14 protein-coding genes are annotated in these 15,253 nt (G+C 62.3%); 5 read left to right on the forward strand and 9 right to left on the reverse strand.

The window, feature by feature from the left end:
* Positions 1–17: 17 nt before the first annotated feature.
* The 4 genes from AC097N_RS10185 to AC097N_RS10200 form a co-directional block, all read right to left on the reverse strand.
* Complete coding sequence (locus tag AC097N_RS10185; protein WP_479580845.1) at positions 18–2,555, reverse strand: NAD-dependent epimerase/dehydratase family protein; 2,538 nt, start codon at positions 2,553–2,555, stop codon at positions 18–20.
* An 11-nt stretch (positions 2,556–2,566) separates the two neighbouring features.
* On the reverse strand, positions 2,567–3,094 hold the full coding sequence (locus tag AC097N_RS10190; protein ID WP_479580846.1) for a CBS domain-containing protein: 528 nt from the start codon (positions 3,092–3,094) through the stop codon (positions 2,567–2,569).
* Positions 3,091–3,417 carry a plasmid stabilization protein gene (locus AC097N_RS10195; protein WP_479580847.1) on the reverse strand — a complete coding sequence of 109 codons (327 nt, stop codon included), beginning with the start codon at positions 3,415–3,417 and terminating at the stop codon, positions 3,091–3,093. Before AC097N_RS10195 ends, AC097N_RS10190 begins: the two co-directional genes overlap by 4 nt.
* 84 nt (positions 3,418–3,501) lie before the next feature.
* On the reverse strand, positions 3,502–3,861 hold the full coding sequence (locus tag AC097N_RS10200) for a hypothetical protein (RefSeq protein ID WP_479580848.1): 360 nt from the start codon (positions 3,859–3,861) through the stop codon (positions 3,502–3,504).
* 497 nt (positions 3,862–4,358) lie between these two features.
* On the opposite strand from AC097N_RS10200, the gene AC097N_RS10205 reads away from it, so the two are divergent.
* On the forward strand, positions 4,359–4,997 hold the full coding sequence (locus AC097N_RS10205; RefSeq protein WP_479580849.1) for an alternative oxidase: 639 nt from the start codon (positions 4,359–4,361) through the stop codon (positions 4,995–4,997).
* A gap of 163 nt (positions 4,998–5,160) precedes the next feature.
* Here the strand turns inward: AC097N_RS10205 and AC097N_RS10210 are convergent, their stop codons facing one another.
* The 5 genes from AC097N_RS10210 to AC097N_RS10230 form a co-directional block, all read right to left on the reverse strand.
* Positions 5,161–6,717 carry a polyamine aminopropyltransferase gene (locus AC097N_RS10210; protein ID WP_479580850.1) on the reverse strand — a complete coding sequence of 519 codons (1,557 nt, stop codon included), beginning with the start codon at positions 6,715–6,717 and terminating at the stop codon, positions 5,161–5,163.
* Positions 6,714–6,935 carry a DUF350 domain-containing protein gene (locus tag AC097N_RS10215; protein ID WP_479580851.1) on the reverse strand — a complete coding sequence of 74 codons (222 nt, stop codon included), beginning with the start codon at positions 6,933–6,935 and terminating at the stop codon, positions 6,714–6,716. Before AC097N_RS10215 ends, AC097N_RS10210 begins: the two co-directional genes overlap by 4 nt.
* Before the next feature lie 61 nt (positions 6,936–6,996).
* Positions 6,997–8,514 carry a DUF4178 domain-containing protein gene (locus tag AC097N_RS10220; protein ID WP_479580852.1) on the reverse strand — a complete coding sequence of 506 codons (1,518 nt, stop codon included), beginning with the start codon at positions 8,512–8,514 and terminating at the stop codon, positions 6,997–6,999.
* A 105-nt stretch (positions 8,515–8,619) separates the two neighbouring features.
* Positions 8,620–9,669 (reverse strand): SPFH domain-containing protein, encoded by a 1,050-nt coding sequence (locus tag AC097N_RS10225; protein WP_479581070.1) that lies wholly within the window; start codon positions 9,667–9,669, stop codon positions 8,620–8,622.
* 65 nt (positions 9,670–9,734) lie between these two features.
* Positions 9,735–10,559, reverse strand: coding sequence for a GGDEF domain-containing protein (locus tag AC097N_RS10230; RefSeq protein ID WP_479580853.1), 825 nt, complete (start codon positions 10,557–10,559; stop codon positions 9,735–9,737).
* 190 nt (positions 10,560–10,749) lie between these two features.
* On the opposite strand from AC097N_RS10230, the gene AC097N_RS10235 reads away from it, so the two are divergent.
* The 4 genes from AC097N_RS10235 to AC097N_RS10250 all read left to right on the forward strand — a co-directional run bounded on the left by AC097N_RS10235 (position 10,750) and on the right by AC097N_RS10250 (position 15,205).
* Positions 10,750–11,232 (forward strand): rubrerythrin family protein, encoded by a 483-nt coding sequence (locus AC097N_RS10235; protein WP_479580854.1) that lies wholly within the window; start codon positions 10,750–10,752, stop codon positions 11,230–11,232.
* Between the two features lie 99 nt (positions 11,233–11,331).
* On the forward strand, positions 11,332–11,496 hold the full coding sequence (locus AC097N_RS10240; RefSeq protein WP_479580855.1) for a rubredoxin: 165 nt from the start codon (positions 11,332–11,334) through the stop codon (positions 11,494–11,496).
* A gap of 18 nt (positions 11,497–11,514) precedes the next feature.
* Entirely contained in the window at positions 11,515–12,708 is a 1,194-nt protein-coding gene (locus AC097N_RS10245) for an FAD-dependent oxidoreductase (RefSeq protein ID WP_479580856.1), read from the forward strand.
* A 163-nt stretch (positions 12,709–12,871) separates the two neighbouring features.
* On the forward strand, positions 12,872–15,205 hold the full coding sequence (locus AC097N_RS10250) for an NADP-dependent malic enzyme (protein WP_479580857.1): 2,334 nt from the start codon (positions 12,872–12,874) through the stop codon (positions 15,203–15,205).
* Positions 15,206–15,253: the final 48 nt, after the last annotated feature.

Here is a 15,253-nt window from a genome sequence, read left to right on the forward strand (position 1 = left end):
GGCGGGACCTATGCGGGCTAGACCAACCAGCGATTCCAGTTGCCGTAGCGCTCTTGAATCGGTCCGCGGCGAATGCTGAGCAACACCAGCGCGAGCCCCATACCGATGGTGACGGCGGCTGTCACGCTGTCGCCATCGAACAGGAATGGCACGCTCATCAAGCCCACACCCAACAGCGCGTTGAGCGCCCGCGCGGGCCGGGCGACATCGGCCGCGGCGATGGAGACCACGGCCAGCACCAGCGAGCCAATGATGTGGTGCGCGTCGGCCAGGCGCCCATCCGCGCCCAGCGTCACACGCGTGAACAACAGCGACAGACCGATCACCCCGGCCAGTGCCATGTTCCAGGGCAGGCTGACGCCACCGCCGACCATGGCCTTCAGCACGGTGCCGGGGGGGCGGTCAAACTCATCGTCAGGGTCCTCCGCAGGCCTTGCATCACCAGTCACGGACATGTCGTCGGTGTCACCCAGGAACAGGACGCGCACCCAGGGCTTGCCGGCCTGGGTGCGGCGGCGCAGGAACTGGCAGGTGGCCAGCAACTCGTCGAGCGAGTAAGGAATCTGCAGCAGCACGGCCGCACCGCCCACCAATGCCAAGGTGCTCCAGGTGCCCAGCACGATTGGCTGGATGACGATGAAAAGAATCGTCGTCATGCCGAGCGGCACGATCATCAGGCCGAACAGCAGCACCAGCCAAGGCGCCGTTCGCCAGCGCTGGCGCGACCCCACCAGACCGGTGAGGATCTCCAGCAGGTAGGTGTAGCCACCGAGCGCCGCGTCGGACACCGGCAGCGCTGTCGACACCCAGGACGTGACGATCTCTTCGGTGCCGTTGCGCGGGTCGGTGGCAGAACCGTCAAAGAATGGGTCCCAGAGACCCGGGATGTGCCCCAACTGGTAGCCCGCCAAATAACGCGAGACATACAGGCCCAGGAGCGCCAGCACGATGATCGGCAAGCGCTGAGCCCAACCCGAGGGGTTGTAGCTCCAGCCGGGCGGCACGCTCGGCCCGGTCAGGGCCGCGACGGCCGAGGAGCCCGGCTCGGGCTTGCTGCACACGGCCAGGCCGAAGACGAGCGCGCCCACCAGCGTGTCCGACAGATAGGCCGCGGCATTGGCGGTGGACCAGAGGAAAGGCACTGCCATCACGGCTGCGCCGATGCCAGCGCACAGCCAGCGCGCCCACACCGCGCGCCACGACAGCGCGAGGCCTGCGGCGATCATCAGCAGCAGACCCAGGGTCATCTCGCTGCCGCGCAACAAGGGTTCCTGAACGCCGACCAGCAGTGGCTGCGTCAACAACCAACTACCCAGGCCGACGTTGACAAAGTGCGCCCAGCGCCAGGCACCATGCTCGGCCTGTCGTTGCGCCTCGTGGCGTGTGCGCAGCACGTCCGGGTTGTCATCACCCACGGGGGCGACGGGTGTCGTAACCCAGCCCGGCGCCAAAACGCCATTGGCGGTGTACCAGGCTGCCGGGTCGGCCTTCAGGCTCGCCACCAACTGCGGCAAGTCATCTGCCAAGTGGTGCCGGGGTGCCCAATCCAGCAGTATGCGCGCACGATGGATGTCGAGCGCGTAGTGATCGTCGGCCATGGCCACCATGAACGGCCGGATGAAGGGCGGCTTGCCGCCGTCGATGGCATCGGGCACCAAGGGTTCCAATTGACCCTGCACCCAGGCACCCGCCGCCGCCAGTGGCTTCGGAACCTGTAGCGTGGGCCAGGCATCCGCGCCATGCATCAAGTGGCCCAGGGTGTCCTGCAGCATGCCGTAGCCGACCGCCTCGGCCTCGCCAATCAGGATTTCGGTGCCGGTAGGCAGCAGCGCGCGCCGGTCCACGGCACGCAGCAGCGCGTCCAGCATGTCTTCGCGGTGCAGCGCCGACTGGCCGACCAGCGTACTACCGGAATACAGGTGGCTCTGAAGATCGCGCTCGTAGATGCGGGCCATTTGCTGTGACATGGTGGGCACCATGGTGTGCGCGTCGTAAACACCGGCAAAGCGAAGAATGACGCTGGGGATGTGCCCGCACTCCGTCCGCACCACGGCCTCAGCGGCGGCCTTCGATCTCGGGTAGGCCCAGGCCGGGGCGATGGGCTGCGTTTCATCGATGTGCTCGCCGGGGTGACAAGGCGCGTGCACGAGCATGGTGCTGGGGTACAGAAACTGCGCCACCTCGAAGCCTTGCAGGGCACGCAACAAACGCCGCGTCCCTTCAACATTGACCGACTGGTACAGCGGGTTGTCTTCGCCCGTGAAATCGAAGTAGGCGGCCAAGTGCACCACGCTGGCAATGCGCGAACCATAGGCATCACGAAACACCTGCAGCGCCGATACCACCGAGTCATCTGCGCTGAGGTCAACCGCAATGACCGGAAAATCGACACCATCGGGACCGCTGTCTGAGCCGCTCACGGCTCCGACCTCCTGGGCCTCGCGGTCCAGGCCGACAATCCGGTACTGAACCATCAAGGCCTTGGCCACGGAGTGGCCCAGGTTGCCGCTGGCACCGGTGATCAGAACGATGGGCTTGGCATGGGTGTCGCTCATGCTTTGCGTTTTCACTGGTAGCCGATGCCCATCACGTAGTTGCGCAGTAGCGCCTCTTCGTGGTTGCCGGCCGCCAGCAGTGCCCGTAGCCCGTCGCGGGCGTTCAGCACACCCAAGGGCTGGTTGTCGGTGCCGATCAGCAGCACGTGGAGAGGCCGCGCGCGTGCATCATCGCCAGCACATCGGACAGCAACTCCTGTTGTGAGCAGGTCGTGAATTCCTTCGTCATCACGTCGCCGGCACGGGTGGTAAAGAAGTCGGCCTGACCCAGCCCCAGGTGCCTGACGCAGGGTTTCTGTGATGGTGCCCATCGCAGCCCCTGCTTCATCACACACCACCACGACGCTGATTTGCGCGCCCGACAACCGCGCAGCCACTTCAACGAGCCGCGTTTCCGCAGGAACGGTGAGCAGCCGCGAACGGGCCACAGCTTCGATGCCGCTGACCAGCAACGGCGCCACAGCGCGGGCCTCGGCGGCCGCCACCGGCGGACTCTCGGGGCCGACGTTGCCAGGCGGGCGTGGAATCGGCGTCGTCATCGCGCAAGGGCAGCTTCAAGCTGCGCTTTGTTCATCGCGGAACGTCCCTTCAGACCGCGCTGTTTTGCCTCATTGCGAAGCTGAAGCATGGTTCGACCGCCTGGACCTTGGTGGGAGCGCAAGCCACCACGCCGACCCGCAGACATGTCGTTGATCGAAGAGACGCTGCTACTCACCGATTCACCGTGCTGCGCCCGCTCCTTGTTGACGACCCGCGCCGCGATCTCTTGGGCCACAGACTCACGCTTGCCGCCTTCAAGCAAGCTGTCCTTGATATGTGCGTACTGACGTTCGCGCTTGGCGCTCCAGGCTTTTTGTTGCATGACAGATCCTTGGGTGTTGGAATTGGGTAGGGAAATCCCGGCCACTTAGGAGACGAGCAAGAACAAGTTGGACTTCTCTTCAAGTTACTTTTGCTCGGTATCCGCGGGCGCTGTGTCGACGCTGTTCGAATCCTCTGGGCTCGCCGTGGCTCCAGCGGCGGCTCCTCCCAGTGCGCCAGCAACAGCACCCAGCGAGGCCCCGACCAAAACCCCCACTGGGCCGGCCACCGCAACTCCGATGACGGCACCCGTGGCCGCACCTGCCACCATGCCGCCACCCATCAGCACCGAGTTGGCCTCGCGCTCGGCTTCATGGGGTTTCAGCGGAGTCTGCGCCGCCGTATTCGGGTCCTGCGACGGAACGCCGTGGCCGGGGTTGGCCTGCTCGGCAAGGTCTTCATCGACAAGTTCGGTGTTCGACGGCGGGGTGGTCAATGGGTTCATATGCTTCTCCTGGTTCCGTTGAAGGTGGAATGAGCATGAGGCTCGGTCCGTAAACTGCGGATTGATGTTATGCCTTCGATAGCGGGCCTGTCGGTGCGCCAGCGCACGGTTAGTGATCAACGTGCACAGTTCTCGATAGCAGAATCAGCAATTCATCTGTGGAACTCCGTAGCCATCAGCCTGCTCGTGGCTATCTGTGCCTATGTTGGCTGGCGCACCGACAGATCGGTCCATGAGCGGTGCAATAGAAGCCCGAACTCTGTGGATTCAGACACGAGATTTGGTTCTTGAACTTTTTGTCAACTTCAATGAAAGAGGAAATTTATGAACAGCATCGTGTACATCGTCGGCTTGGTTGTTATTGTTATCGCAGCCTTGTCATTTTTTGGTTTGCGCTAGGCAACTCGGTGTTTGCACTGGGTCGGACTTCACTGGCAAATGGTTGAACCTGGCCAAAGCTCATGCGTGGCTGTCTTTGATGGTTCTGGACTGGACGTTTGATCGCGCAAGTTGTGACCGACGCTGAACTCATCCAACATCGAAAACCAACGGGTTTTCGCGATTGGTTCGCCTATGGTCTGGTCAAGTTCATGCGGTTTTTTGCCGACGCGTTTTTCGCAAAACGTTATGGTCATCGCGCAGTCGTGCTGGAAACCGTGGCCGCGGTGCCTGGTATGGTCGGCGGTGCGCTGCAACATTTGCGGGCGCTGCGTCGTATGGAAAGCGATCGGGGCTGGATCCGCGTGCTGCTGGACGAGGCCGAGAACGAACGCATGCATCTGATGACCTTCATCGAGATTGCTCGGCCCTCGCGGTTTGAGCGTCTGCTGGTTATGCTAGTGCAGGGTGCTTTCTATAACCTGTTTTTTCTGCTCTATGTGTTCTCGCCCAGAACCGCGCACCGGATTGTGGGTTACCTGGAGGAAGAGGCGGTTTCCAGCTACACCGAATACCTGGCAGGCGTAGACAATGGCACCTACCCGAATGTGCCAGCACCCCAGATCGCCATCGACTACTGGAAGTTGGCACCAGGCACCTTGCTGCGCGACGTCATCGTCGTGATCCGCGCCGATGAGGCGCACCACCGCGATGTCAACCACCAGTTTGCTGATGAACTGACACGTGGTCAAGCATGAACTGCCGTTCCATCGTTCAATTGATGGTTTTACTGTTTGGCTTGGGTAAACGCCATGCATCGGGATGCAACCCGGGGTACCAATTTATGTCAATAAGCGGACGGAGGCAGGAAATCTGAAATCATCCCTGCCAAAACCGGTTACGCCCCCTGCACAACCCGCTTCACTTGGCCACCTTCCCCCACTCCGCTTCGTAGGTGGTCACCAACACTTGGTTCGACAGCCGATTCACCTCAGCAGGCAGCCGCGCCATGTCGGCCGGAAAATCAAACAGGGCGGGCAGGCTGTGCGGCGTCAGAAAGCGCAGACCCGCGGGCAGGGCGGTGGGCAAGCGGTAGGGCCGGCGGCTGGCCACGATGTAGCCCCACTCGCCAAAGCTGGGCACATGCGCGTGGTAGGGCGTAGCGGTGAGGCCCACCGACTCGATGGTGGTCGTCACGGTCCAGAAACTCTGGCGCGCCACCAGCGGCGAGGTGGTCTGGATGACGGCGTAACCACTGGCCGCCAGGTGCTTGTCCAGCAAGGCGTAAAACGAGTTCGTATAGAGCTTGCCAATCGAGAAGTTGGTGGGGTCGGGAAAGTCCACCACGATCACGTCAAAGGTGTCGGTGTTGTGCTCCAGCCAGCTGAAGGCGTCGGTGTTGACGACCTGGACCTTGGGCGACTTCAAGGCGCCGCCGTTGAGTTGCACCAGCATGGGCTGGGTGGAAAACAGCCTCGTCATGGCCGGGTCCAGCTCCACCAGCGTGACGCTTTCCACACCGGGGTATTTGAGGATTTCGCGCACGGCCATGCCGTCGCCGCCACCCAGCACGGCCACCTTTTGGGGTACGCCGCCGGTGGCTGAAAACGCCGCCATCACCGGGTGCACCAGGGCCTCGTGGTAACGGTACTCGTCGCGCTGCGCAAACTGCAGGTTGCCGTTCAAAAACAGCCGGTAGCCCGCACGGCCTTCGCCCGGACCGTAAGTCACCACGATGCGCTGGTAGGGCGAGGTGCTGGCAAACACCACGCGGTCCTGGTACATCTTGTCTTCGGCCCAGCTGGTAATAACATCGGCCGCCACCATGCCGCCGGTCAGCGCGGCCAGCGTGGCGACGCAGGCCAACACATGGGCCTTGAACTGCCGCAGCTCATGGCGAAACAGCCACAACGCCCACACGGCCACCGACGCGTTCATCAGCCCGAATAGCAGGCCGGTGCGAATCAGCCCGAGCTGCGGCACCAGGATCAAGGGGAACGCGAGCGACACGGCCAGTGCGCCGAGGTAGTCAAACGTGAGCACCTGCGACACCAGGTCTTTGAGCGCCACGTTGCGTTTCAGGATGCGCATGACCAGCGGAATCTCCAGCCCCACCAGCGTGCCCACCGCCAGCACCAGCATGTAGAGCAGGAAGCGAAACGAGCCCGGCAACCACGCATTTGCTACAAAAAGCAGAGCTGGTAGCGCACCTCCCACCAGGGCTACCAGCAGTTCTATGCGTAAAAAATGTGCGGGCAACTGGCGCTCGAAAAAGCGCGACAAATACGACCCCACACCCATCGCAAACAGGTAGGTGCCAATGACGGTGGAGAACTGCAAGACCGAGTCGCCCAGCAGGTAGGACGCCAGGGCGCCTGCCGCCAGCTCGTACACCAGCCCGCAGGCCGCCACCACAAAAACCGAGGTGAGCAGCGCCACCTCGACCGGGCTGGGCCCGGCGGTATCCGCCCGGCTCACCCGTGAATGGCCGCTGCCACGATGATGCAAATGCCCAGCGACATGGCCGCCACCACCAGCGCAAGCGCCCGGTTTTGCTTCTCGACAATTTCTTCCCACAGGTTGTAGGGCGTGAGTTTGTCAATGATCACAAAGGTCAACAAAAAAATGATCACGCCCATCAGCGCAAACATGATGGAGCCCAAAAAAGCCCCTGTCTTCAACCATTCCATACCCATGGTGATCTCCTTCAAAAATATTGATTCAATGGCCGGCTCCAGGACCTGATTGGCGGGCACATCATTTGTGTCCGCCGCCGCTGGAGAAGCCGCCAAACGAGCCGCCTGAGCTGCGTACACCGCTGCTGCAATTCTCAACGCGCGGGTCACAGCTGGAGCAGCGGCTCATCAACACCATGAACAGCATGATGAGCAGAAACAAGCTCACGATGGTTCTGAAGCTCAGGCTCCGCGCGGCGCTGGCGGGACCCGCATCGCTGCGCTTGAGCAGCTCTTTTTTGTCGGTGAGCTTGAAGGCTGCGGCCACCGCATCGCTCTCGATCTGGCTGCCCACCGACCAGGTGATCTCGTGGGCCGACTGCTCCATTGACAAGAGACTTTTGCCGCTGGCGAAATCGCGATTCGAGCTTGTCTGCCCACGGCTCACCTGCCAGTAAAACTCGCCCGCCACATACGAGGTCTCGGCGTTGTAGCTTTCCTTGAGTGGGTAACGCGTGCCCAGGTACGTGGCGCTCTGGCGGTTGTCGCTCAGCACGGGTGCGCCCGTGGTGGGCTTGACCACGCTCCAGCCCTCGGTCGAATCGACCAGAAACATGAACCCGCGCTTCGCGTTAAACAGCAAATACTCTTCCCAGCCAAAGTGCTCGTCCGGATCGCTCGGGTCATGCCCCATGCGGTGCTGAAAACCCACTACCTGCCACAGCACGCCCTGCAGCGGCCCCTGGCTGCCCAGCGGAATCAGCGGCGACACCGGGTCGTCCTGCAAGGCGTGCCGGAGTTCGCCACCCACGCCCTGTGACAGGTCAATGAGGCTGCTGCACGCGCTACAGGTGATGCTCTTGCTGCTGGCCAGCATCACCGCCACAGGCGCACCGCAGTTGGGGCAGCTGAACTGGCGGCCTTGCTCGTCCTTGACCGATGCGTCGCGCAGACCGGAGAGCTTCAAGTCTTCCAGCAACACCGGCTTGCCCAGCGTCACGCTAGGCGGCTGGCTACCGTAGTCGATGCTCAGCACCGACTCGTCGCGGCCGATGTGGCCCGCGCCCTGGCTGCGCAACTCCACCATCGCAAACGGCTGGCCCAGCGGCGGCAGATGCGGCAATTCCCCCTGCGCCGACATCAGCGCCACGGGCTGGCTGGAGGCCACGCTGAACGACTGGCCGTTGATGGCCGTCGTCGCGCCGACCCGGAATGCCTCCGCCGCCGGCAAAGCGCGCTGCAGCGCCAGCGGTGTGCTGAACACATAGGCGCCGTTGTCTTCGCTCAAAAAAGAACTGCTGCCATCGGCCAACACCGCATGCCACTCGGTCCACGTGCCCTCGCCGTATTTGTATTGCAAGCGGCCCACCAGCGTGAAGGCCTTGCCGTTCCAGGTGCCGGAGGCCTGCAATTGCAGCGGGCTGTGGTCGTCAAACAGCTCGGCCATTTTGCCGATGCGTGACAGCGTCTCCCCCTGGCGCACTACCGTGCTTTGGCAATAGCCGCAGACCGCGTGCGTGGACTGCGCGCTGCGGAATTCAACCGGCGCGCCGCAGCCGGGGCAGGGTGCCCTGTAAGAGCGTTGGATAGCTGTGGCCAAGGAGGGCGGGGCGGTAAAGTGTTATGCGAAGGTAAAAGGAGGAGCCCAAAGGGCGGGGGACACGAAGCAGAACGCTTTGCTGTCCCGCCCGGCCCCGCCCTGCCACTACACCAGCTTTTTGAGCAGCTCGACTTTCTTGGCGTCAAACTCGTCCTGGGTCAGGATGCCCTTGGTTTTGAGCTCGCCCAACTTCTCCAGCGTGGCCATCACGTCCTCAGGCTTCACACCCACCACCTGCACAGCGGCGGCGGCAGGCGCAGCGCCCGCGCCTTGCAGACCGGCCTGCAGGTTGTGCGCCAGCACCTGGCCCAGGGCCACACCGGCGCCCAGGCCCATGGCGTCGCCTGCGATGCCACCACCGGCACCACCACCCGCAGCGCCTTCGGCAAATTTGGGAATGGCCTGCGCGGTCTGGTACTGCATGAACTTGCCCATGTCGTTGCCGACCATACCCATGCCGATTTTCTGGTCGAGAATTTTTTGCAGCTCTTCAGGCAGCGAGACGTTTTGCACCGTCATGCCTTCCAGCTTGAGGCCGATCTTCTCGAACTCAGGCGCGAGTTGTTGGGTGAGCGCTTGCGCAAACATCAGCTGGTTCGAGGCCAGGTCCAGAAACGGAATGCCGCTGGATGCAATGGCGTAGCTGATGTTCTGCAACACCAGGCCGCGCAACTGGCCGTCCAGATCGCCCACGCCATAGGTGTCACGCGTGCCCGAAATCTCGGTGTGAAAGCGCTTGGGGTCAGCAACGCGGAAGCTGTAGTTGCCAAAGGCGCGCAGGCGCACAGCGCCAAAGTCGGCATCACGGATGGTGATGGGCTGGGGCGTGCCCCACTTCTGGTCGACCTGCTGGCGCGTGCTGAAGAAGTACACATCGCTCTTGAACGGGGACTCAAACAGCTTGTCCCAGTTCTTCAGGTAGGTGAGCACCGGCAGGGTCTGCGTGGTGAGCTTGTGCGTGCCGGGGCCAAACACATCGGCCACCTGGCCCTCGTTCACAAACACGGCCATCTGCGACTCGCGCACCACCAGTTGCGCGCCGTTCTGGATTTCCATGTCGGCCATCGCAAAACGCCAGGCCAGCGTGCCATCCTGGCTTTCAGTCCATTGAATGATGTCAATGAACTGTTTCTTGAGGAAGTCCATCAATGCCATGTGCTGCTCCAGAGGGTGAAAGGGAGCGGGAATGATACCTGCGGCCATCAGGCGCAGCGCCTTATTCAGGTCGTCATCAGGGGCGAACAACGAAACCCGCCAGGTGCCACCTGGTTGCGTCCAGCACGCTTGGCCTCGTACAGCGCCTGGTCGGCGGTGTGCACCAGGGCATCCAGTGTCGCGGTGTGGCCGGGCTCGGCATAAGCCACCCCTACGCTGACCGTCACCCGCACCGCTTCGGACTGCACCTGCCACCCGGCCAGGCCCGCGACCGCCTCGCGCACCCGCTCCGCCAGCTGGTGCGCATGGTCACGGTGCGTGTTGGGCAGCAGCACCACAAACTCTTCACCACCCCAGCGGGCCAGCAGGTCCGTGGTACGCAACACCCGGGCGCAACACTGGCTGATGTCAACCAGCACCTGGTCCCCCACGCTGTGGCCATGCAGGTCATTGATACGCTTGAAATGGTCCACATCCAAAATCAGCAAGGCCGTGGGTAACTGGTGCCGCTGCGCCAGCTGAAACTCACGCTGCGCCGCCTGCCTGAAATGGCGCCGGTTGCGCAGGCCGGTGAGGCTGTCCGTCATGGCCAGGTTGTACGCCTGCTGCCGGGCGCGCTCCAGCGCAATCACCAGGGCAAAAATGATGCTGCCGCTGAACAAGGTCATCGGCAATGGAACCAGCAGGGATATGTAAAAAGCCGCCCCCATCTCCTGATGCCCGAGCAGGCGCAAAAAAACATACGTGAGCGCCAGTGAAACCAGGGAGACACCGGCACTGAAGACCAGCGTGGTCCGCAACACGCCCCAACGCTCGACACCCTGCGAAAAACGCCGCAAAAACGGCGTCAACCCGGAGAATTCCGAAGGCACAAGAGGGTGGTTTGGCATAGCCCATGATTATCCGGGGTCTTCGTTGCGCCCGTCAACGCGCTGACAACCACCGGTCACCCGGCCATGCCTGTCGCCCCTATCGATCGTTTAGCCAAATCCAATTGGCCCAGTCAATAGAAAATAACTACCATTGAGCCAATATCGATCCAAATCATCTATCGAAACTCTCACCCCACTGGAGCCCACCATGAGCACAACACAACGCCCCGAGATCAAGACTTTGGCCAACCTGGAGTCCGCCTTTGCCGGCGAGTCGATGGCGCACATCAAGTACCGCTACTTCGCCAAACTGTCCCGCGAAATGGGTGACGAAGAAACCGCGCGCGCCTTCGAGGCCACCGCCGACCAGGAAGTCATGCACGCCTTTGGCCATCTCGATTTGCTTTACCCCAAGGCCAGCATGACGCCCGCCAAGGCGCTGCAAATCGCCATTGACGGTGAAACCTACGAGTACACCGAGATGTACCCCGGCTTTCGCAAAACGGCCGAAGAAGAAGGCAACGCCGCGGCCGTGGTCGAGATGAGCGAACAGATTGAAGAAAGCAAAGTGCACGCCGCCCAATTCAAAGCCGCGCTGGAAAAAGCCCAAAAACGCTTCGCCGCGCTGGCCAAAGTGGAAGAACGGCACGCCAACCACTACAAAGCCCAGTTGGCCAAGATCACGGCCTGAGCGGTCATCACACGCTAACGCTATATATTTAATAGCTACTACCGCACGTTCCACCTGGGCTACAGCCTGATTTAATACTTATTTTGACTGGACATTGACATGAAAACCTACCTTTGCATTGTTTGCGGCTTCATCTACGACGAGGCCACTGGCCGCCCGGAAGACGGCATTGCACCTGGCACCGCATGGGCTGACGTGCCCGAGGGTTGGGAATGCCCGGACTGCGGTGTGGCCAAGGCCGATTTCGAAGCCATTGAAATCTGACCGCCTGAGCGAGACCCCATGACCCACCCCCTCATCATCATCGGTGCCGGACTGGCTGGCTGGACCACCGCACGCGAGTTCCGCAAGCTCGACAGCAACACCCCGGTGATGGTGATCACCGCCGACAGTGGCGATTTTTACGCCAAGCCGTCGCTGTCCAACGCGTTCAACCAGGGCCGCGCCCCGGCGCAGTTGGTCAGCACCCCGGCGGCCAAGATGGTGGAGACCTTGAACGTCACCCTGCTGGCCCACACCCGGGTGATGTCGATCGACCCGGCCACGCAGTCGGTGACCACACCGCAGGGCGAGTTCCGTTACAGCCAGCTGGTGCTGGCCACCGGCGCACAAGCGATCCGGGTACCCGTGCTGGGCACGGCGGCAGACCAGGTGCTGTCCGTCAACTCATTGGATGACTTTTCAGCCTTTCACGCCCGTCTGACGGGCGCAGACAGCTATGAAACCAATAGCACATTGCCCCGCAAAAAACACGTGCTGGTCATGGGCGCGGGCCTGATCGGCTGCGAATTTGCCAACGACTTGGCCGCCTCTGGCTATTCGGTCACCGTGGTGGACCCCTCCACCGGGCCGATGGCCACCTTGTTGCCCGCTGAGGCCAGCCTGCAATTGCGCGAAGCCTTGACCGGGTTGGGGGTGAGTTGGCAGTTTGGCACGACGGTCCAGGCCGTTCACCACGCGCTGCGCGCCGAGGGCGACCGCCCCGCCCTGCAGGTCGAACTGTCCAATGGCACGCTGGTGCAGGCTGACCTGGTGCTCAGCGCCATCGGCCTGCGGGCGGACACCACCCTGGCCCAGGCGGCCGGTCTGACCTGCGAGCGCGGCGTGCTGGCAGACGCACGCCTGCAAACCAGCGCGGCACACGTTTACGCCCTGGGCGACGGCGCGCAGTACGCCAGTGCGGGGAGCCGCACCTTGCCCTACGTCATGCCCATTATGAGTGCGGCCAAGGCACTGGCCGCCAGTCTGACGGGCCAGTCCACGGACGTCGTTTTCCCACTGATGCCGGTGGCCATCAAGACCCCGGCGCTGCCGATTGTGGTGGCAGCACCCGCCCCGGGAACGCCTGGCGCATGGACCTGTGCCGAAGCGGGCGTGTGGCAGTTCATCGACCTCCAGGGACAACAACGTGGTTTTGCACTGACCGGCAAAAACACCACCCGGCGCGCCGAACAGGCCAAACTGCTTGCTGCCTGACGGGCATAAAAGCATGCAAATTCGGCATGAAGTAAACGCCACTTTGCCCCTGTACGCACATTCCCGTATATCGATTGGCTTGCGCCAGGGCCTACAATTTCACTCCCTTACAGAAGCTGACAGGCTGACCGTTCGGTCATACTGGTTGCAGCAGGAGATAAAGATGCCCCACACCACGGCGAAAGCCGACGAAAAACGCGCCGAATTGCGCCGTGCCGCCCTCGAATACCACGAGTTTCCCACGCCCGGCAAGATCTCCATTGCAGCGACCAAACAACTGACCAACCAGCACGACCTGGCCCTGGCCTACTCGCCCGGCGTCGCCGCCCCGTGCGAAGAAATCGTCAAAGACCCCAACGCCGCCTTCAAATACACCAGCCGGGGCAACCTGGTGGCCGTCATCACCAACGGCACCGCCGTGCTCGGCCTGGGCGACATCGGCCCACTGGCTTCCAAGCCGGTCATGGAAGGCAAGGGCGTGCTGTTCAAGAAGTTCGCCGGCATTGACGTGTTCGACATCGAGATCGACGAGAAGCACGACCTCGACAAACTGGTCGACATCATCGCCTCGCTGGAGCCCACCTTCGGCGGCATCAACCTCGAAGACATCAAGGCACCCGACTGCTTCTACGTCGAGCGCAAGCTGCGCGAGCGCATGAAGATTCCGGTGTTCCACGACGACCAGCACGGCACCGCCATCTGCGTGGGCGCCGCCATTCTGAATGGCCTCAAAGTCGTCGGCAAAGACCCCAAAAAGATCAAGCTCGTGACCTCCGGCGCCGGTGCTGCAGCCCTGGCCTGCCTGGGCCTGCTGGTCAAGCTGGGCATTCCGCGCGAAAACATTTATGTCACCGACCTCGCCGGCGTGGTCTATGAAGGCCGCACCGAACTGATGGACGAAGACAAGATCGTCTATGCACAAAAGACCTCGGCCCGCACCTTGGGCGAGATCATCGAAGGCGCTGACGTGTTCCTCGGGCTCTCGGCCGGGGGCGTGCTCAAAAAGGAAATGGTCGCCAAGATGGCGGACAAACCGCTAATTTTTGCGCTGGCCAACCCGAATCCCGAAATCCTGCCGGAAGACGTCAAATCAGTCCGCAGCGATGCCATCATCGCCACCGGCCGTACCGACTACCCGAATCAGGTCAACAACGTCCTGTGCTTCCCCTACATCTTCCGCGGTGCGCTGGATGCAGGCGCCTCCACCATCACGCTGGAGATGGAAATTGCCGCCGTGCACGCCATTGCCGAACTGGCCCAGGCCGAGCAAAGCGAGGTGGTGGCCGCGGCGTATGCCGGTGAGCAACTCGCCTTCGGCCCGGAATACCTGATTCCCAAGCCTTTTGATCCGCGCCTAATGATGAAAATCGCGCCAGCGGTGGCCCAGGCAGCGGCCGACAGCGGCGTGGCGCTGCGCCCGATTCTGGACATGGACGCCTACCGCGACAAGCTGCAAACCTTTGTCTATGCCTCCGGCACGATGATGAAGCCCATCTTCAACGCCGCCAAGAAAGCGCTTAAAAAGCGGGTGGCGTACTGCGAAGGTGAAGAAGAGCGTGTCTTGCGCGCCTGCCAGATCGTGGTGGACGAGGGCCTGGCACGGCCAACACTGATTGGCCGCCCGCTGGTGATTGCCCAGCGCATCGAGAAATTTGGCCTGCGCCTGCGCGAGGAACTGGACTACGACGTGGTCAACGTCGAGCAGGACCGCCGCTACCGCGATTTCTGGCAGACCTACCACCGCATGACCGAGCGCAAGGGCGGCACGGCCCAGGTCGCCAAGATCGAGATGCGCCGACGCCTGACGCTGATCGGCTCCATGCTGCTGCACAAAGGCGATGTGGACGGCATGATCTGCGGCACCTGGGGCACCACCGCGATGCACCTGCACTACATCGACCAGGTTATCGGCAAACGCCCGGGCGGCAGCCCCAGCACGCCGCAGGACGTGCAGATCTATGCCTGCATGAACGGCCTGATGCTGCCGGATCGCCAGGTGTTCCTGGTTGACACCCATGTCAACTACGACCCGACGGCTGAAGAGCTGGCTGAAATCACGGTAATGGCGGCCGAAGAAATGATGCGTTTTGGCCTGCACCCGAAAGCGGCGCTGCTGAGCCATTCCAACTTCGGCTCCAGCAACCTGCCCAGCGCCATCAAGATGCGCCGCACGCTGGAAATACTGCGCGTCGAGGCGCCCTGGCTGGAAGTCGACGGCGAAATGCACGGTGACGTAGCGCTGGACGGTGCCGCCCGCAAGGCCCTCATGCCCAACAGCAGCCTGGAAGGCGACGCCAACCTGTTGGTCCTGCCCAACATCGATGCCGCCAATATTGCCTACAACCTGCTCAAAACCGCCGCCGGCGGCAATATTGCCATCGGGCCCGTCCTGCTGGGTGCGGCCAAACCGGTGCATGTGCTGACGGCCAGCACCACGGTACGCCGAATTGTGAATATGACAGCCCTCACGGTGGCTGACGCCAACGCGGTCCGCTAAGCGCCTCCATAAAAGCAAGCACTAACTTAGCTCCGTCAAAATCTGCAG

The sequence above is a fragment of the Rhodoferax sp. LS1R11 genome (assembly GCF_056521395.1).